Annotated in this window: 17 protein-coding genes; 12 read left to right on the top strand and 5 right to left on the bottom strand. The window is 74.2% G+C overall.

Annotated elements, in window-relative coordinates; all coding sequences use genetic code 11:
* Positions 1 to 157: 157 nt before the first annotated feature.
* From ACFUJ1_RS33315 to ACFUJ1_RS33285, 7 genes are all read left to right on the top strand, one after another.
* Positions 158 to 802, top strand: a complete 645-nt coding sequence (locus tag ACFUJ1_RS33315; RefSeq protein ID WP_378651291.1) for a DUF6968 family protein — start codon at positions 158 to 160, stop codon at positions 800 to 802.
* An 18-nt stretch (positions 803 to 820) separates the two neighbouring features.
* A complete protein-coding gene (lexA, locus tag ACFUJ1_RS33310) occupies positions 821 to 1,486 on the top strand; it encodes a transcriptional repressor LexA (protein ID WP_378651290.1) in 666 nt (221 codons plus the stop codon).
* Positions 1,487 to 1,787: 301 nt separating this feature from the next.
* Positions 1,788 to 2,318 carry a hypothetical protein gene (locus tag ACFUJ1_RS33305; protein ID WP_378651289.1) on the top strand — a complete coding sequence of 177 codons (531 nt, stop codon included), beginning with the start codon at positions 1,788 to 1,790 and terminating at the stop codon, positions 2,316 to 2,318.
* 154 nt (positions 2,319 to 2,472) lie between these two features.
* Positions 2,473 to 2,967: an anti-sigma factor gene (locus ACFUJ1_RS33300; protein ID WP_378651288.1), complete on the top strand. Its 495-nt coding sequence runs from the start codon at positions 2,473 to 2,475 to the stop codon at positions 2,965 to 2,967.
* A gap of 117 nt (positions 2,968 to 3,084) precedes the next feature.
* Positions 3,085 to 4,350 (top strand): PP2C family protein-serine/threonine phosphatase, encoded by a 1,266-nt coding sequence (locus tag ACFUJ1_RS33295; RefSeq protein WP_378651287.1) that lies wholly within the window; start codon positions 3,085 to 3,087, stop codon positions 4,348 to 4,350.
* Complete coding sequence (locus tag ACFUJ1_RS33290) at positions 4,347 to 5,966, top strand: ATP-binding protein (protein ID WP_378651286.1); 1,620 nt, start codon at positions 4,347 to 4,349, stop codon at positions 5,964 to 5,966. The genes ACFUJ1_RS33295 and ACFUJ1_RS33290 overlap by 4 nt, the downstream gene beginning before the upstream one ends.
* Entirely contained in the window at positions 5,963 to 6,406 is a 444-nt protein-coding gene (locus tag ACFUJ1_RS33285) for a response regulator (protein ID WP_378651285.1), read from the top strand. The genes ACFUJ1_RS33290 and ACFUJ1_RS33285 overlap by 4 nt, the downstream gene beginning before the upstream one ends.
* 264 nt (positions 6,407 to 6,670) lie before the next feature.
* On the opposite strand, the gene ACFUJ1_RS33280 is transcribed toward ACFUJ1_RS33285, so the two are convergent.
* Both ACFUJ1_RS33280 and ACFUJ1_RS33275 read right to left on the bottom strand, forming a co-directional pair.
* A complete protein-coding gene (locus ACFUJ1_RS33280; RefSeq protein WP_067649504.1) occupies positions 6,671 to 7,033 on the bottom strand; it encodes an STAS domain-containing protein in 363 nt (120 codons plus the stop codon).
* Positions 7,034 to 7,208: 175 nt separating this feature from the next.
* Positions 7,209 to 7,964 (bottom strand): oxygenase MpaB family protein, encoded by a 756-nt coding sequence (locus tag ACFUJ1_RS33275; protein ID WP_378651284.1) that lies wholly within the window; start codon positions 7,962 to 7,964, stop codon positions 7,209 to 7,211.
* A gap of 132 nt (positions 7,965 to 8,096) precedes the next feature.
* On the opposite strand from ACFUJ1_RS33275, the gene ACFUJ1_RS33270 reads away from it, so the two are divergent.
* Positions 8,097 to 9,551, top strand: a complete 1,455-nt coding sequence (locus ACFUJ1_RS33270; RefSeq protein WP_378651283.1) for an MFS transporter — start codon at positions 8,097 to 8,099, stop codon at positions 9,549 to 9,551.
* A 67-nt stretch (positions 9,552 to 9,618) separates the two neighbouring features.
* Here the strand turns inward: ACFUJ1_RS33270 and ACFUJ1_RS33265 are convergent, their stop codons facing one another.
* Both ACFUJ1_RS33265 and ACFUJ1_RS33260 read right to left on the bottom strand, forming a co-directional pair.
* On the bottom strand, positions 9,619 to 10,284 hold the full coding sequence (locus tag ACFUJ1_RS33265; protein WP_378651282.1) for a YoaK family protein: 666 nt from the start codon (positions 10,282 to 10,284) through the stop codon (positions 9,619 to 9,621).
* 48 nt (positions 10,285 to 10,332) lie between these two features.
* Positions 10,333 to 11,409 (bottom strand): NAD-dependent epimerase/dehydratase family protein, encoded by a 1,077-nt coding sequence (locus ACFUJ1_RS33260; protein ID WP_378651281.1) that lies wholly within the window; start codon positions 11,407 to 11,409, stop codon positions 10,333 to 10,335.
* 134 nt (positions 11,410 to 11,543) lie between these two features.
* On the opposite strand from ACFUJ1_RS33260, the gene ACFUJ1_RS33255 reads away from it, so the two are divergent.
* The 4 genes from ACFUJ1_RS33255 (at position 11,544) to ACFUJ1_RS33240 (ending at position 14,883) form a co-directional block, all read left to right on the top strand.
* Positions 11,544 to 12,296, top strand: a complete 753-nt coding sequence (locus tag ACFUJ1_RS33255; RefSeq protein WP_378651280.1) for a siderophore-interacting protein — start codon at positions 11,544 to 11,546, stop codon at positions 12,294 to 12,296.
* Between the two features lie 36 nt (positions 12,297 to 12,332).
* Positions 12,333 to 13,385: a Gfo/Idh/MocA family oxidoreductase gene (locus tag ACFUJ1_RS33250; protein ID WP_378651279.1), complete on the top strand. Its 1,053-nt coding sequence runs from the start codon at positions 12,333 to 12,335 to the stop codon at positions 13,383 to 13,385.
* A 59-nt stretch (positions 13,386 to 13,444) separates the two neighbouring features.
* On the top strand, positions 13,445 to 14,236 hold the full coding sequence (locus ACFUJ1_RS33245) for a M50 family metallopeptidase (RefSeq protein WP_378651278.1): 792 nt from the start codon (positions 13,445 to 13,447) through the stop codon (positions 14,234 to 14,236).
* Positions 14,237 to 14,319: 83 nt separating this feature from the next.
* The gene (locus ACFUJ1_RS33240; RefSeq protein ID WP_378651277.1) at positions 14,320 to 14,883 is read left to right on the top strand and encodes a type 1 glutamine amidotransferase domain-containing protein; all 564 of its coding nucleotides are present in this window, start codon (positions 14,320 to 14,322) and stop codon (positions 14,881 to 14,883) included.
* Between the two features lie 91 nt (positions 14,884 to 14,974).
* Here ACFUJ1_RS33240 and ACFUJ1_RS33235 read toward each other — a convergent pair whose 3' ends face one another.
* Entirely contained in the window at positions 14,975 to 15,460 is a 486-nt protein-coding gene (locus tag ACFUJ1_RS33235; protein ID WP_378651276.1) for a gluconokinase, read from the bottom strand.
* Between the last annotated feature and the right edge of the window lie 34 nt (positions 15,461 to 15,494).

Below are 15,494 nucleotides of genomic sequence, written 5' to 3'. Positions count from 1 at the left end.
GGGGGGGGGGGGCGCGGCCGCCCGCGGGGGGGGCGTTGCGGGGGGGGTGTGTGGGGGGCGGGGGGGGGGCCGGGGGGTGCCCGGCCCGCTCCACCTGCCGGTGGTGGCGCCGACAGCGGCAGGTTAAGAAAACGGACCGATCGGGTACTCGGGGAGAATGAGACCGATAGACATCCGCGCACGGGAGGACACGGCGCCGCCCGCGGTGGGCCGGGCCGGCCACCACACCGGCGGGCACCAGTGGCGGCGCATCCGTGACGTGATCGCGTCGCGGACCGTGGCCGACGGTGTGCGACCGGTCTCCATCGAGATCGGGGCGCCGCAGGTCGCCGCCGAGACGCAGGGCGTGGTGTGCGGGTTCCGCATCGCGGGGATCGGCGAGCGCTGGGCCTCCGGCACCGACTCGCTGGCCGCGCTGTACCGCGCGCTGCTCGGCGTCGCCGACGACCTTGCCGAGGCCAATCGCCGCGGCGCCCGCTTCGAACTGCTCGACCCGGCCGACCTCGCCTTCCCGGCGCCTGCGACGGGCAGCACCCAGCGCCCGGCCGACCCGGAGCACACCCCGCAGTCGCTGGTCGCCGCGCGCACCCTGCACGGCGCGGACGGGCCGTACTCGATCATCATCGGCCGCCCGTACCCGTCCGAGGACGGCCGGTACGCGCTCTGCCGCTTCCACATCAGCGAGCACCGGCCCGCCGTCGCCTCCGGGGTGGACGGGATCCAGGCGCTGCTCACCGCGTTCCGGATGATCGCCGGGCTGCGCGACCTGCCCGCCGACTGGCCGGTCAGCCGGCTCGCCTGACCGATCTAGCATGAGCGGGTGACCCGCTTCCGCCAGCCCGCCATCGACCTCGACCTCCCCGACACCTCGGTGCTGCCGCCGCGCCAGCGGCAGATCCTCGGCGCGATCCGGGATTGGGCCGTCGCGCACGGATATTCGCCGTCGACCAGGCAGATCGGCGACGCGGTCGGGCTGCGCTCCACCTCGACCGTCTCCCGGCACCTGCGCGACCTGGAGGAGCGCGGCTTCCTACGCCGCGGCGCCGCCGCCACCCGGCCGATCGATGTCCGGCTGTTCCTCGCCACCGACGGTGCGCGGGCCGGTGCCCCCGATTCGGTGCCGGTGCCGCTGCTCGGCGAGATCGCGGCGGGCGCGCCGATCACCGCCGAGGAGCACCTGGACGAGGTGCTCGACCTGCCGCGCGAACTGGTCGGCCGCGGTGAGGTCTTCGCGCTGCGGGTGCGCGGCGACTCCATGGTCGACGCCGCCATCTGCGACGGCGACACCGTGGTGGTGCGGCGCCAGCCGGACGCGCACTCCGGCGAGATCGTCGCCGCGCTGCTGGACGGCGAGGCGACCGTGAAGGTACTGCGCAGGCGCGGCGGCCACGTTTTCCTCGAGCCGCGCAACCCCGCCTACCCGGTGCTGGACGGCGACGAGGCGGCGGTGCTCGGCAAGGTGGTGTCGGTGCTGCGCCGGGTCTGAGCCCTGGCCCGACGCGCCGCGAATCCGGCCGCACACCCGGCGATTCCCGTCCGAATCCGCCGAAACGATTGCCCCGCACCGCAGCTCACGCGAGAATGAGCAGGCCGAATGCCGCCAGGCATTCCGCACGCAGGGGACGTACCGGCCGCGCGCCGAGTTCGATCCCGCGCCCGCCGACCGGTCGAGACCTCCGGCCGCGCCGCGGACGCGTGCGCCGCGCTCGGCGCGGCCGGATCTCCCGCTCGGGTGCCGCGCGGCCGCATCGAACTCGGCCGCCGTTGCCGAGAGACAGTGGGGAATCATGAGAGTCGATCGAATCGCCGTCACCGCCGTGCTCGCCGCCGCCGCCACCGCGGGCGCCGCGGGGGTGGTGCACGCCGCGCCCGCCCCGGCCGCCGCCGTCGCGGTGCAGGGCAGCGAGCAGGGCATCGCCTTCACCACCGCGCCCGCCGCCGACGGCAGGCTGGTCACCACCGTCGCGGCCGGGAGCTTCGCGGTCACCGGCGGAGCCGTCACGCTCAGCGACGCGGCGGGCACCGTCGTCGCCGCGCTCCCGCTGACCGTGCAGGCCGGGGGCGGGGTGCTCGACCTGCGGCCCGTCGTCGGCGACGCCGGGCGCACGCTCACCCTCGCCCCGGTCTCCGCGACCGGCGAGGTGCAGCCGGTGCAGGACGAGACGACGGCGCGCAAGCAGTACAACGCGGGGGTCGGCGCCATCATCGGGGCCGGGATCGGCGCGGTGCTCGGCTTCTTCCTCGGCGGGGTCGGGGCGCTGGTCACGGTGCCGATCGGGGCCGGGATCGGCGCGCTCATCGGCTTCTCCACCCCGTGAGCGAAGTTCTGTCGCAGTACGCGCGGCGCGTCTGTCCCCCGGGGACGGGCGCGCCGCGCGCGTTGCGGAGCACGGCCGCCGGCACCGCAGGCGGCGCATTCGAGCGAGTCCTCGACCGGGAGGCGGGCGCGTGGTGACGATGCCGGAGCCGGCAGTGCGCACAGACGCGGGCTCCCGGGCCGAGGCCGTGGTGCCGGAGCCGGAGGTGCGCACAGCGGGCTCCCGTGCCGAGGCCATGGTGCCGGAGCCGGAGGTCACGGCACCGGAGGACACCGTGGTGACGGTGCGGATCCCGGCGGCGGCGGAGCGGCTGCCGACGCTGCGGGCGCTCGCGGTCGCGACCGCGGTGGCGGCCGGGCTCGGCGCGCGCGAGTCCGGGGAGGTGCGGGACGCGCTGAGCCGGGTCGCCGAGGCATTGCTGACCCGCACGGTGCCGGGCAGCGCGGTGGACGGCAGGCTGACCGGCCGGGCCGGAACCGTGCTGGTCCGGCTCCAGGCGGTGACCAGGGCAGGCCCCCTGCCGCGGACCGCGCTCGGCGCCGCCACCCCGTCGCTGACGCACAGCGCCGCCGCCTTCCGCGCGCCCTTCGACGGCACCGCGGGCGGGCACCCGACCGTGGTCGACCTCTGCTGGGCCCGCCCGGAGTGAGACCGCGCGCGCCACGCCGCCGATCCGCGCGCGCGGGGGCGCGCCGAATGTGGCACAGTTGCGCGGCGGCACCGGTGACCCTGTCGGTCGCGCGGGACGATCGAGGAGGCGAGGCGCATGCTGTCCGGGCAGCGGGAGTCGGCGGGCGCCGCACGCGCGGAGGCCGAGCGCGTCGCGGCCGGCCTCGTGCACGCCGGTGACTTCCAGGTGCAGGCCGAGCCCGCCGTGCTGCTGGTCGAGGACGACCGGGCGGACGCGCTGCTGGTCGAGGAGCTGGTCGCGGACGGCGCCCCCGGCCTCCGGATGACCTGGGTGCGCACCATGGCCGAGGCCGGGGAGCACCTGGAGCGGCACCGCCCCGACTGCGTCCTGCTCGACCTGCACCTGCCCGATGCCAGCGGCATGGAGGCGGTCGCCCGGATCCGCGGCTTCACCGACCAGGTCGCCATCGTGGTGCTCACCGGCCTGGACGAGGAGCAGACCGGGCTCGCCGCGGTCGCCGCGGGCGCACAGGACTACCTGGTCAAGGGCCGGGTGGAGCCGGAGCTGTTCGGCCGCGCCGTGCGCTACGCCATCCAGCGCAAGCAGACCGAGCGCGCCGCCGTCGCGCTGCGCGCCAGCCAGATGCAGGCGCAGGAGAACTCCCGGCTGGAGCGCGGCCTGCTGCCAACCCCGCTGCTGCGCGGCGAGCGGGTGGCCGACATCTACACCCGGTACCGCCCCGGCCGCGCCTACGCCCTGCTCGGCGGCGACTTCTACGACGTGGTGCAGGACGCCGACGGCACCGTGCACGCGCTGATCGGCGACGTCGCCGGGCACGGCCCGGACGAGGCCGCGATCGGTGTCGCGCTCCGGCTGGCCTGGCGCACCCTGGTCCTGAGCGGCATCAGCGGGTCCAGGCAGCTGGAGCTGCTGGAGGAGGTGCTGCTCGCCGAGCGCGCGGGCAACCACACCTTCGCCACCCTGACCACGCTGGTGCTCGACCCGCGCAAGCGGGTGGCGCGGGTGATCCGCGCCGGGCACCCCGGCATGCTGGCCCGCACCGACTCCGGCACCGACTGGGTGGAGGTGGCCGGTGGCCCCGCGCTCGGGCTGCTGCCCGGCCGCGCGGTCTGGCCGAGCCACCAGTACCCGATGAGCGAGGACACCGGGCTCGTGCTCTTCACCGACGGCCTCTACGAGGGCCACATCGGGCCGGGCAATCAGCGGCTCGGCGAGGACGGGCTCTACGAGCTGGTCTCCTCGGTGCCGCGGATCGACCCGAACGTCTTCATCGACGCGCTGATCGCGAAGGTCGAGGCGATGGCCGACGAGCACGGCGGCCTCGCCGACGACGTCGCGGTCATGTACCTGCGCTGGGCGCGCCCGGAAACGGGCGCATGAACCGCGCGGCGGACGGCGTCTCCGGCCGGTTCACCGTCCAGACCTGGTTCCAGCTGGTGCTCGGGGCCATGGTGCTGATCGTGCTGCTCGGCGGCGCCGCGGGCGCCGAGGTGATCGCCGACACCAACCGCAGCACCGACCGGCTGCTCGACCGCATCCAGCCCGCTGCGGCCGAGGCGTACCTGCTGCAGGGCGCGCTGCTCAACCAGGAGACCGGGGTGCGCGGCTACGCCATCGCCGCCGACCCGCAGTTCCTGCAGCCCTACACCATCGGCAGGCAGGAGGAGGAGCGCGCCGGCGCCCGGATTCGCGAGCTGGCAGGCGACAACCCGGCGCTGATGGCCGATCTGGACACACTGGAGCGGCTGGCCGACGCGTGGCGCGCCTCCTACGCGGCCCCGGTCACCGAGGCAACCACGCCGGCGGCGGCACAGGAGGTCGCCGGGCAGAGCGTGGAGCGGAGCAAGGCGCTCTTCGACCAGCTGCGCGCCCAGTTCACCGCGCAGAACCAGGGTTTCGCGACGGCGCTGGCCGCGGACCGCGCAAATCTGACCCGCACCAGGAACATCCGCAATGCCGTGCTCGGCGGGGTGGTCGGGGTCTTCGTGCTGGCCGCCGTGCTGCTCACCGTCATCGTGCGCAGGCTGGTCGCGCGGCCGCTGGCCGAGCTGGAGCGGGCGTCGCTGCGGGTGGCGGGTGGCGAGTTCGATCACCACATCGAGGCGCGGGGTCCGTCGGATCTGCGGACGGTGGCCGAGGCGGTGGAGGATATGCGGCGGCGGATCGTGGCGGAGTTGCAGTCCTCGCGGGCGCAGGAGGCGAGGCTGGCCGAGCAGACGGCGGATCTGGATGCGCAGACGGTGGAGTTGCGGCGGTCGAATCAGGAGCTGGAGCAGTTCGCGTATGTGGCGTCGCACGATCTGCAGGAGCCGTTGCGGAAGGTGGCGTCGTTCTGTCAGTTGCTGGAGAAGCGGTACGGCGATCAGCTCGATGATCGGGGTAAGCAGTACATCGATTTCGCGGTCGATGGTGCCAAGCGGATGCAGGTGCTGATCAACGACCTGCTCACCTTCTCCCGGGTCGGCAGGCTCACCGACGCCGCCGAGCCGATCCCGCTGGACGACACCCTGGACAAGGCGCTGACCAACCTCGCGTCGATCGTCGAGGAGACCGGCACCGAGGTGCGGCGGCCGGAGCGGCTGCCGGAGATCGTCGGCGACCGCACGCTGCTGACCATGCTGTGGCAGAACCTGATCGGCAACGCGGTGAAGTTCGCGGTGCCCGGCCGCCCGCCGGTGATCGAGGTCGAGGCGGAGGTCGACGGCGCCGAACACCGGTTCCGGGTCACCGACAACGGCATCGGGATCGCGCCGGAGTTCGCGGAGAAGGTCTTCGTGATCTTCCAGCGGCTGCACAACCGGGAGGAGTACTCCGGCACCGGGATCGGGCTGGCGATCTGCAAGAAGATCGTCGAGTTCCACGGCGGCCGGATCTGGATCGACACCGAGTTCACCGGCGGCGCCCGCTTCTGCTTCACTCTTCCACGCACGGCCGACCTCGAATCGTCCACCGGGACCGGGGTCGCCGAGACCAATGAAACCGAGGAGACCTCGTGACGAGTTCCGGCGAGCCCATCGACATCCTGCTGGTGGAGGACGACCCCGGCGACGAGCTGATGACCCGCGAAGCCTTCGAGGACAACAAGATCGGCAACAACCTCTACGTGGCGCACGACGGTGAGGAGGCGCTGGATTTCCTCTACCGGAAGGGCCCGTGGGGCGAGGCGCCGCGGCCGGATCTGATCCTGCTCGACCTGAACCTGCCGAAATACGACGGACGCCAGGTGCTGGAGCGGATCAAGTCCGATCCCGACCTGGCGTCCATCCCGGTTGTCGTGCTCACCACCTCGGCGGCGGAGGAGGACATCCTGCGCAGCTACAAGCTGCACGCCAACGCCTACGTCACGAAACCGGTCGACCTGGACCAGTTCGTCGCGGCGATCAAGCAGATCGACGACTTCTTCGTGCAGGTGGTGCGGCTGCCGCGGCAGCGGTAGGGGTTTTCCCGGGGCTCCGCCCCGCGGACCCGGTGGCCGCGTGCCGCCCCGCGGCCCGATCGGCGCGGGCCGAAGGCGGATCGGAAATCCGGGGCCCTCGCACCGCCACCCCGTCCGATCGGCGCGGGCCGCGGGCGGATCGGGAATCCGGGGCCTCGCACCGCCACCCCGTCCGATCGGCGCGGGCCGCGGGCGGATCGGGAATCCGGGGCCCGCGGACCGCTGCTCGACCTGGTCGCGCCGGAGCTACCGGCGCGCGACCCGTCACTCGGACGGGCGGACCTCCTCCGACGCCAGCGCGTCGTCCCTGGTCGCGAAGACCTGGAGCACCCGGTCCAGCCCGGTGATCTCGATCGGCCTGCGCACCGGCTCGGACGCCACCACCCGGAGCGAGCGCTCCGGCGCCGCCTCGGCGGCCACGAGCAGCACGCTCAACCCGGCGGAGCCGAAGAACCCGACGCCGGATAGATCCACCACCAGCACGGGCGGCTCCGCCCGCAACGCCTCTTCCACCGCCGACTGCAGGTCGGGCGCCGACGCCATGTCGATCTCACCGGCCGCCGTCAGCACGACGGTCGACCCGACCGTCTCGGTACGGACGTCCAATGCCCTGTCCTCAGCGCTCACCGGGCGACCGCTCCGTCAGTGTCCGGGATCATCATCAACAACCTCCGCCAATGTCGAGGCCGCCCACGTGCCCGTGGCTGGACACCGGGTGGCCTTCAGCGGCCAAACTACCCCATCGGCGCGCGCCGATCCGACACACCGACGTGGACGGGCCGTTTCGGTGGCCGCCGATCCGCTACCGGCGCGCGGCCGGGATCAGCCTGGCCCGCGGGGTGAGCCCGGCGAGCACGGTACGCACCGCGATCGCGTGCGCCGCGCTCGCCACCCGATCGCCCGGTCGCAGCGGCACGCCGAGCAGTTCGCGGGTGCGCGGATGCAGCAGTGTGCGCACCGCCGGGTCGGGCAGGGTGCGCGGCCACCAGGCGTCCGGGCGCAGCAGCGCGGGGGTGAGCAGCGCGCTGTCCGGGGTGACCGCGAGCTCGGTGGCGCAGACCCGGTCCAGGTACGCGGTGAAGCCGGCCCAGGTCTCCGGCATGGGCCGGGCGGAGATGCCGTAGCGCAGGTACCAGCGGCGGCAGTCGGCGTAGAGCTCCTCCTTCTCGGCGTCGAGGAGCGGGCGGGCGAAGGTCTCGATGGCGGTCACCAGGGTGTCCACGTAGGTGGCGTGCTGGAAGAAGAACAGCTCGGGGGTGAGGCCGTGGTAGCGGCGGCCCCTGCTGTCCACGCCGTGCACCAGCTCGTGGCCGTAGCGGACGGCCGGGTGCGGGTCGCGCGGGGTGTAGGCCAGGTGCACCAGGTGCGAGACCACCCGTTTCTTGTGGTGCCAGAGCGAGCTCGGCGCGTGCGCCACGATCGCGGCGGCGACCGATGGGTGCAGGATCTGCAGCCCGACCGCGCGCGGCAGCGCCAGCGCGAAGCGGCGGTCGCCGAGGTAGCGGCCGAGCAGCGAATCGGCATCGGGGGCGGTGCGGCGGAGCCGGGACACGTCCATGTGCCACCTCCGAGTAGATGAAACAGATTATCACTCACTCTATCAGCGGATGATCGGCGGAAACCCGCGTGCGCGGGCCGGAGCCGGCCCGATAAATTCGATAGCAAATCGAACGATCCCGAGGAGCGCGCCGTGTCCACCGACACCCCCGTGTCAACGACTCCGGCGGGCGGGGTCGGGTTCCGCTCCGAACGCGGCCCGATCCTGGCCGCCATGATGCTGGCCTCCGGGCTGATCGCGCTGGACTCCACCATCCTGGCCACCGCGGTGCCCGCGATCACCGCGAGCGTCGGCGGCTTCGACCGATTCCCCTGGCTGTTCTCGGTATACCTGCTGGCCCAGGCGGTGACGGTGCCGCTGTACGGCAAGCTCGCCGACGCCGTCGGCCGCAAGCCGGTGCTGCTCGGCGGGATCGCGGTCTTCGCGCTCGGCTCGCTGCTCTGCGGGCTGGCGGGCGGGATGACCTGGCTCATCGTGTTCCGCGCGGTGCAGGGCATCGGCGCGGGCGCCATCATGCCGATGACCATGACCATGGCGAGCGACCTCTACACGCTGCGCGAGCGGGCCACCGTGCAGGGCTACATGGCCAGCGTGTGGGCCGCCGCCTCGGTGCTCGGGCCGCTGCTCGGCGGGCTCTTCGCCGACTACCTGGACTGGCGCTGGATCTTCCTGGTGAACCTGCCGCTCTCCGCGGTCGCCGCGGTGATGCTGGTGCGGCACTTCCACGAGCGGCGGAGCACCGCGCGCGGCCCGATCGACGTGCTCGGCGCGGTGCTGCTCACCCTCGGCGCGGGCGCGCTGATCCTCGGATTGCTGGAGGGCGGCACCAGCTGGGCCTGGACCTCCCCCGCCGGGCTCGGCGTCTTCGCGGGCGGCGGGCTGGCGCTGCTGCTCTTCGTGCTGGTGGAGCGGCGGGTGCGGGATCCGATCCTGCCGCCCGGGCTCTTCACCCGGCGCCCGGTGCTCGCCGCCGCGGCGGTCTCGCTGCTGGTCGGGGCGGTGCTGATGGGCGTGACCTCGTTCGTGCCGACCTTCGCCCAGGGCGTGCTCGGTGTGAGCGCGCTGGCCGCCGGGCTCACCGTCGGGGTGCTCACCCTGGGCTGGCCGGTCACCGCCTCCCAGGCCGGCCGTTTCTACCTGCGCATCGGCTTCCGCCGGACCTCGCTGCTCGGCAGCCTGCTCTGCGCGGCGGGCGCGGGCACCACGCTGCTGATCTCGGCGGCGTCGCCGCTGTGGCAGGTGGCGCTCTCCTGCTTCCTGATCGGCGCCGGGCTCGGCATGGTCTCCACCCCGACGCTCATCGCGGCGCAGTCGCACGCGCCGTGGGGCGGGCGTGGGGTGGTGACCTCGACCGTCATGTTCACCCGCTCGATCGGCAGCGCGGTCGGCGTGGCGATCTTCGGCGCGCTGGTGAACGCCAGGGTCGGGGACGTCGACCCGCCGCGCCCCGCCGATCTGGCGGCGGGCACGCACCTGGTGTTCATCGCGGTACTGGTGGCCGCGGTGGCGATGATCGCGGCCTGCGCGCTCGTGGTCGAGCCGCCGCCGGAGGGTGCGCCGCGCGCCGAGGCGGACAGCCGGCGCTGATCGGAGCGCGACGCCGGGGGCGTTGGGAGCGCGATCCTCGAGGCCCTTGCGGGGGGCACGCGTGCGCTCAGCGTAAGAGCCGGTGACCCGCGGCGGCCGCCGACGTCGTGAGCGCGGCGGCGAGACCCATCGGCACCGCCGGGTGGACGCGGATCAGGACGGCGCCGGTCATGGCGCCGAGGAAGATGGCGGCGATGGCCCCGAGCCGGCGGTTCCACACCGCCTCCGCGCCGCCGCGCACCAGCGACTCACCGGCCAGCGCGGTGAGCGTGGAGGTGACGACGACGGTGGTCATCTCGCGCACCGCGAGGGTACGGGCCACCATGGCCTGCTGCCCCATGACCGCGGCGGTCGCCGCCGCCACCGGCACCTGCACCGCCGGGGTGTCGTGCTCGCCGGCGAGCACCAGCGCGGCGGTGAGCGCGGCCAGGACGAGCGCGCCGGTGCCGAGCAGCGCGGTGATCCGGGAACTCCAGCGCTCCGGCGGCTCGCGGAGCACGAAACCGGCGGCGCAGGCGCCGACCGCGAAGGCCGCCAGCGCGACCAGCGGGCCGAGCACCGGGAGTTCGTCCGCCCCGGCCAGCCCCATGGCGAGGATGACGATATTGCCGGTCATGTTGCCGGTGAAGACGCGGTCGAGGCCGAGGTAGCCGACGGCGTCGACGACGCCGGTCACGAAGGTGAGGACGGCGGTGACGGCGAGTGCCGTGTCCGGGAGATGGGGGCGGGTCACGGTGTCCTCTCTCGCGGTTCACTCGGCGAGGAGGATCGTCGCACGGGATCAGTTCGCGACCGGCTCCCGGTCCACGGGGTCGTATCCGCCGATTCCGGAGCGCAGTTCGCGCCAGCGCCAGCGCCCGCCCGCGTCGGTGGCCAGCGCGGGGGTCGGCCCGCCCGCACCGTCGCGCAGCCCGTCGATCAGCTCGCGCAGCGCCTCGACCGCGGTGTAGCGCGGTCGCCAGCGCAGCTCGGCGGCGGCCCGGCCGCTGTCGAGCACCGGCAACCGGAGGAAGGCGGCGAAGAGCTCGGGGGCGGCGGGGGCGAGCCGGAGCCCCCACGCCGCGGCGACCGCGCCCCGGAAGACGCGGTCCGGCACCGTGATCGGGCGGGCGCCGAAGATCTGGGCGAGCCGGTCGCGGTCAAGCACCGGCGCGGCGGCCAGGTTGAACGGCCCGCCCACCTCGCGGGTGAGCGCGGCCCGGACGGCGGCGGCCACGTCGGTGGCGTGCACCGCCTGCATGGTCAGCCGGGCGGGCAGCGGCAGCACCGGGATCGCCCCGGTGCGCAGCAGCCGGTTCGGGAAGAACGGGCCGAGGAAGAGCCTGCGCTGCTCGGCGGCGGCCGCGCGCTGGAAGACGAAGGCGGGCCGCAGCCGGACCACCCGGCAGCCGGGGTGCTCCCACTCGAAGGTGTCGAGCAGCCGCTCCACGTACGCCTTCTCCCTGGTGTAGGCGGCGGTCGGCCTGCCGTCGGTGGGCCAGCTCTCGGTCACCGGGCGCAGGTCGGCGCGGGGCGAGTAGGCGCCGACCGAGGAGGTGTAGACCAGCGAGGTCACCGAGGAGGCGGCGACCGCGCGCAGCACCCGCTCGGTGCCGGTGACATTGCCGCGCCAGGTGTCCAGCGGGGCGTGCATGGGCTGCATCATCCAGGCCAGGTGCACCACGGCGTCGGCGCCCGCGCAGATCGGGGCCAGGTCGTCGGTGCGGATGTCGGCGCGCACCCACTCCACGCCCGGCGCCGGTTCGTCCGGGATGCGGCGCGCCACCGCCCTGATCTTGTCGACGGCGGGGTCCCCGATCAGTGCGGCGAGCACGGCGGTGCCCACATTGCCCGACGCGCCGAGCACAACGACTCGCATTCCGGCCTCCTCGTTCGGTTCTCCTCCCCGCGCCCTACCCCGGCCGCCGCGCGGCACACCGGGGGTTCGCCGCCCGCCGCGATCCGGCGTAGCGTAGTAAGGCAACCCTTATTGCCGATATCGGAGGTAGCCACGTGGCCCGACCCCGCACCACCCTCACCGTGTTGCGCACCGAACAGCTCACCCCGCACCTGATCCGGGTGCACTTCGGCGGCCCCGGCTTCGCGGCGTTCCGGCCGAGCGAGCACAGCGACTCCTACATCAAGCTGCTCTTCCCGCAGGAGGACGGCACCGAGGTGCAGCGCACGTACACCGTGCGCAGCGTCGACGTCGAGGCAGGCACGCTGGCCGCCGACTTCGTCTACCACGGGGCCGAGGGCATCGCCGGGCCGTGGGCGGCCTCGGTCCAGCCGGGCACCACCATCGACGTCTACGGCCCCGGCGGCGCCTACAGTCCGCGCGCGGATGCCGACTGGCACCTGCTCGCCGGGGACGAGGCGGCGCTGCCCGCCATCGCGGCCGGGCTGGAGGCGATGCCCGCCGACGCCGTCGGGGTGGCCTTCGTCGAGGTGGCGGGGCCGGAGGAGGAGCTCAAGCTCGATCATCCGGACGGGATCGAGCTCACCTGGCTGCACCGCGGCGACCGGCCGCCGGGTGAGCTGCTCGCCGAGACGGTGCGGGTCGCCGAGTGGCGCGAGGGGCAGGTGCAGGTGTTCGTGCACGGCGAGGCGCAGGCCGTCATGCACGACATCCGGCGGTACGTGCGCCGGGAGCGCAACGTGCCCGCCGAGTGGGCGGCCTCCATCTCCGGGTACTGGCGGCGGGGGCGCACCGAGGAGGGTTTCCGGGAGTGGAAATCCGATCTCAAGAAGACCGAGGGCGCCTGACCTTCGGGACCGGCTCGCGCAGGTAGCGTCGAGAGCATGAGCGCTCTCGATGTCGCGATCATCGGCTACGGCCTCGCCGGCTCCGTCTTCCACGCCCCGCTGATCGCGGCCGACCCGCGCCTGCGCGTCGCCACCGTGATCACCGGCTCGGCCGAGCGCGCCGAGCAGGCCCGGCGAGAGCACCCCGGCGTCCGGGTCCTGGCGACCCCCGACGCCCTCTTCGCCGACCCGGCGGGCACGGCCCTGATCGTCGTCGCCTCGCCGAACCGGACGCACGCCCCGCTGGCCGCGCAGGCACTCGACGCGGGCATCCCGGTGGTCGTCGACAAACCGTTCACGGTGACCGCCACCGAGGCGGAAGCCCTGGTGAGCCGCGCGGAAGAGCGGTCCCTGCTGCTCACCGTGTTCCAGAACCGCCGCTGGGACGGCGACTTCCGCACCGTCCGCCGCCTGGTCGAGGAGGGCGTGCTGGGCCGGGTGCACCGCTTCGAGAGCCGCTTCGAGCGCTGGCGCCCGACCCCGAAGGGCGGCTGGCGCGAGGTCGGCGGCCCGGCGGACGCCGCGGGCATCCTCTACGACCTGGGCCCGCACCTGGTCGACCAGGCCATCGTGCTGAACGGCCAGGTCACCGAGGTCTACTGCGAACTCGACCGGCTGCGCCCCGGCATCAGCACCGACGACGACGCTTTCGTCGCCCTGCGGCACACCTCCGGCGCCCGCTCCCACCTCTGGGCGAGCGCGCTCGCTCCCCGCCTCGGCCCCCGCTTCCGCGTCCTCGGCGACCACGCCGGCTACCAGGTCGACGGCCTCGACCCGCAGGAGGCCGCGCTCCGCGACGGCCGCCGCCCGGACGACGGGAAGCCATGGGGCACGGTCGATTCCGCGCACTGGGGCACCGTCGGCGCGGAGCCGGACGCCGAGCCGGTCCCCACCCTCCCCGGCGACTACCCGGCCTTCTACGCGGGCGTCGCCGCCGCGCTCATCGACGGCGCCCCCGCCCCGGTCGACCCCCGCGACGCCGTCACCGGCCTGCGCGTCCTCGAGGCCGCCCGCAGCTCGGCCGAGTCCGGCGGCGTCCAGCGGCTGTAGCCCGCGCCCAACCCGCTTGCCGGGCACCGCGATCGGGCCCGGCCCGGTAGGGTGCGGCGGTGGACTCCGCCGAGTTGATCGACCGGGGCAGGTCGCTCGCCGACAACCTGACCTCGACCCAGCTGCCGCCGCCGTGGTGGCTGGTGCTCGCCACCGGTGCGGTGGCCTTCCTGCTCGTGGCCTACACGCCGGTCTGGCGGGTCACCCGCGCCGCGGTGACGATCGCGCACGAGGGCGGGCACGCCGGGGTCGCGCTGCTCTCCGGCCGCAGGCTGAGCGCCATCACGCTGCACTCGGACACCTCCGGGCTGACGGTCTCCAGCGGCAAGCCGTACGGCATCGGCATGATCCTCACCGCCTTCGCGGGTTACCCGGCGCCGCCGCTGGTGGGGCTGGGCTTCGCGGCGCTGCTCGGCGCCGACCGGATCACCCTGGTGCTGTGGACCACGATCGTGCTGCTGGCCGCCATGCTGATCAAGATCCGCAACCTGTACGGCGCGCTCACCGTCTTCGTTGTCGGCGGGGCGGTGTTCGCGGTCTCCTGGTTCGGCAGCGACCTGCTGCAGGCCGGGTTCGCCTACCTGACCACCTGGTTCCTGCTGATCGCCGGGATCAGGCCGGTGGTGGAGCTGCAGCGCACCCGCAGCCGGGACGGCTCCCGGGATTCCGACGCCGATCAGCTGGCCGGGCTGACCCGGCTCCCCGCCGTGTTCTGGGTGCTCGTCTTCGCCGCGCTCGCCATGTTCGCGCTGCTCATCGGGGGTCGCATGCTGCTCGCCGACGCTACCGGGGTGTGCGTGCCCTACCTCTCCGACGCCCGCTGCCCCGGGCCGGAGGTCACCGCTCCGTAACCGCGCCGGGGTTTGCGCCGGCCCGCTCGCGGCACGACTACCGCGAAGGCACGAATCCGGCGAACGGAAGGAGCGACCCCACCATGACCGCGAATCTCGACGGCGTGCGGGCCCTGATCATCACCGCGCAGACCGGGGTGGAGCACGACGAGCTCGTCGCCCCCAGGCAGTGGCTGCTGGACAAGAACGCCACCGTCGTGCACGCCGCCCCGGAGCGCGGCGATGTGCAGACCTTCCGGCACGACACCGAGAAGGACGAGGTGGCGACCGCCGACACCACGCTGGCCGACGTCTCCGCCGCCGACTTCGACATCCTGGTCGTCCCCGGCGGCACGGTGAACGCCGACAAGCTGCGCACCGAGCCCAAGGCGGTCGAGCTGGCCACCGAGTTCGCCAGGGCGGGCAAGCCGATCGCGGCCATCTGCCACGGCCCGTGGCTGCTGGTCGAGGCGGGGCTGGTGCGCGGCAAGACGCTCACCTCCTACCCCTCGCTGCGCACCGATATCGGCAATGCGGGTGGCGCCTGGGTGGACGAGGCGGTGGTGCGCTCCACCGACGACGGCTGGACCCTCATCACCTCGCGCAACCCCGACGACCTGCCCGACTTCGAGACCGCCATCGGCTCCCAGCTGGCGAAAGCGGGCTGACACCCGCCCGCGGGCGCGCGACGCGTAGGCGCCGCCCGCCTCCAGCACCGCGTACACGGCGACCACCAGGTCGATCGAGCGGGCCGCCCGATCAGTCCTCCCCTGCGAGCAACTCCGCGATGCGCGCGGCCACTTCGTCGGGCGTGCCCGCCGCGGGAATCGTCCAGCCGGGCTCGTCGGCGCGCAGCGGCTCCAGCGCCGCCAGCTGACTCTCCAGCAGGCTCGCGGGCATGAAGTGCCCGCGCCGGGCGGCGAGCCTGCGCGCCAGCTCGGCGCGCGGGACGTCGAGGTGCGCGAACCGGACCCCGGCGACCAGCTCCCGCAACCGATCCCGGTAGCGCAGGGCCAGCGCCGAGCAGCTCAGCACCCCGCCGACGGCGGCCAGCCGGGCACCCGCGGCATCCAGCCACGGCCACCGGTCGGCGTCGGTGAGCGGAACCCCCGCGCGCATCTTCGCGCGATTGGCGGCCGGGTGCAGCTCGTCCCCCTCGGTGAACGGCACCCCGAGCCGGGCCGCGAGCAGCACACCGACCGTGCTCTTCCCACTGCCGGAGACCCCCATCAGCACCAGCCCCATGCGCGACGGCTACCCCCCGCCGCACGCCGCCACA

Source organism: Nocardia sp. NPDC057227 (assembly GCF_042669725.1).
Classification (GTDB): domain Bacteria; phylum Actinomycetota; class Actinomycetes; order Mycobacteriales; family Mycobacteriaceae; genus Nocardia; species Nocardia asteroides_A.
This window is presented reverse-complemented; position numbering and strand designations above follow the sequence as displayed.

Excerpts from the sequence above, each read along its gene's own strand:
- ACFUJ1_RS33250 (WP_378651279.1), top strand. The coding sequence starts at position 12,333 with ATGAGCGCTCTCGATGTCGCGATCATCGGCTACGGCCTCGCCGGCTCC.
- ACFUJ1_RS33260 (WP_378651281.1), bottom strand. The coding sequence starts at position 11,409 with ATGCGAGTCGTTGTGCTCGGCGCGTCGGGCAATGTGGGCACCGCCGTG.
- ACFUJ1_RS33290 (WP_378651286.1), top strand. The coding sequence starts at position 4,347 with ATGAACCGCGCGGCGGACGGCGTCTCCGGCCGGTTCACCGTCCAGACC.
- ACFUJ1_RS33275 (WP_378651284.1), bottom strand. The coding sequence starts at position 7,964 with ATGGACGTGTCCCGGCTCCGCCGCACCGCCCCCGATGCCGATTCGCTG.
- ACFUJ1_RS33295 (WP_378651287.1), top strand. The coding sequence starts at position 3,085 with ATGCTGTCCGGGCAGCGGGAGTCGGCGGGCGCCGCACGCGCGGAGGCC.
- ACFUJ1_RS33240 (WP_378651277.1), top strand. The coding sequence starts at position 14,320 with ATGACCGCGAATCTCGACGGCGTGCGGGCCCTGATCATCACCGCGCAG.
- ACFUJ1_RS33315 (WP_378651291.1), top strand. The coding sequence starts at position 158 with ATGAGACCGATAGACATCCGCGCACGGGAGGACACGGCGCCGCCCGCG.
- ACFUJ1_RS33235 (WP_378651276.1), bottom strand. The coding sequence starts at position 15,460 with ATGGGGCTGGTGCTGATGGGGGTCTCCGGCAGTGGGAAGAGCACGGTC.
- ACFUJ1_RS33305 (WP_378651289.1), top strand. The coding sequence starts at position 1,788 with ATGAGAGTCGATCGAATCGCCGTCACCGCCGTGCTCGCCGCCGCCGCC.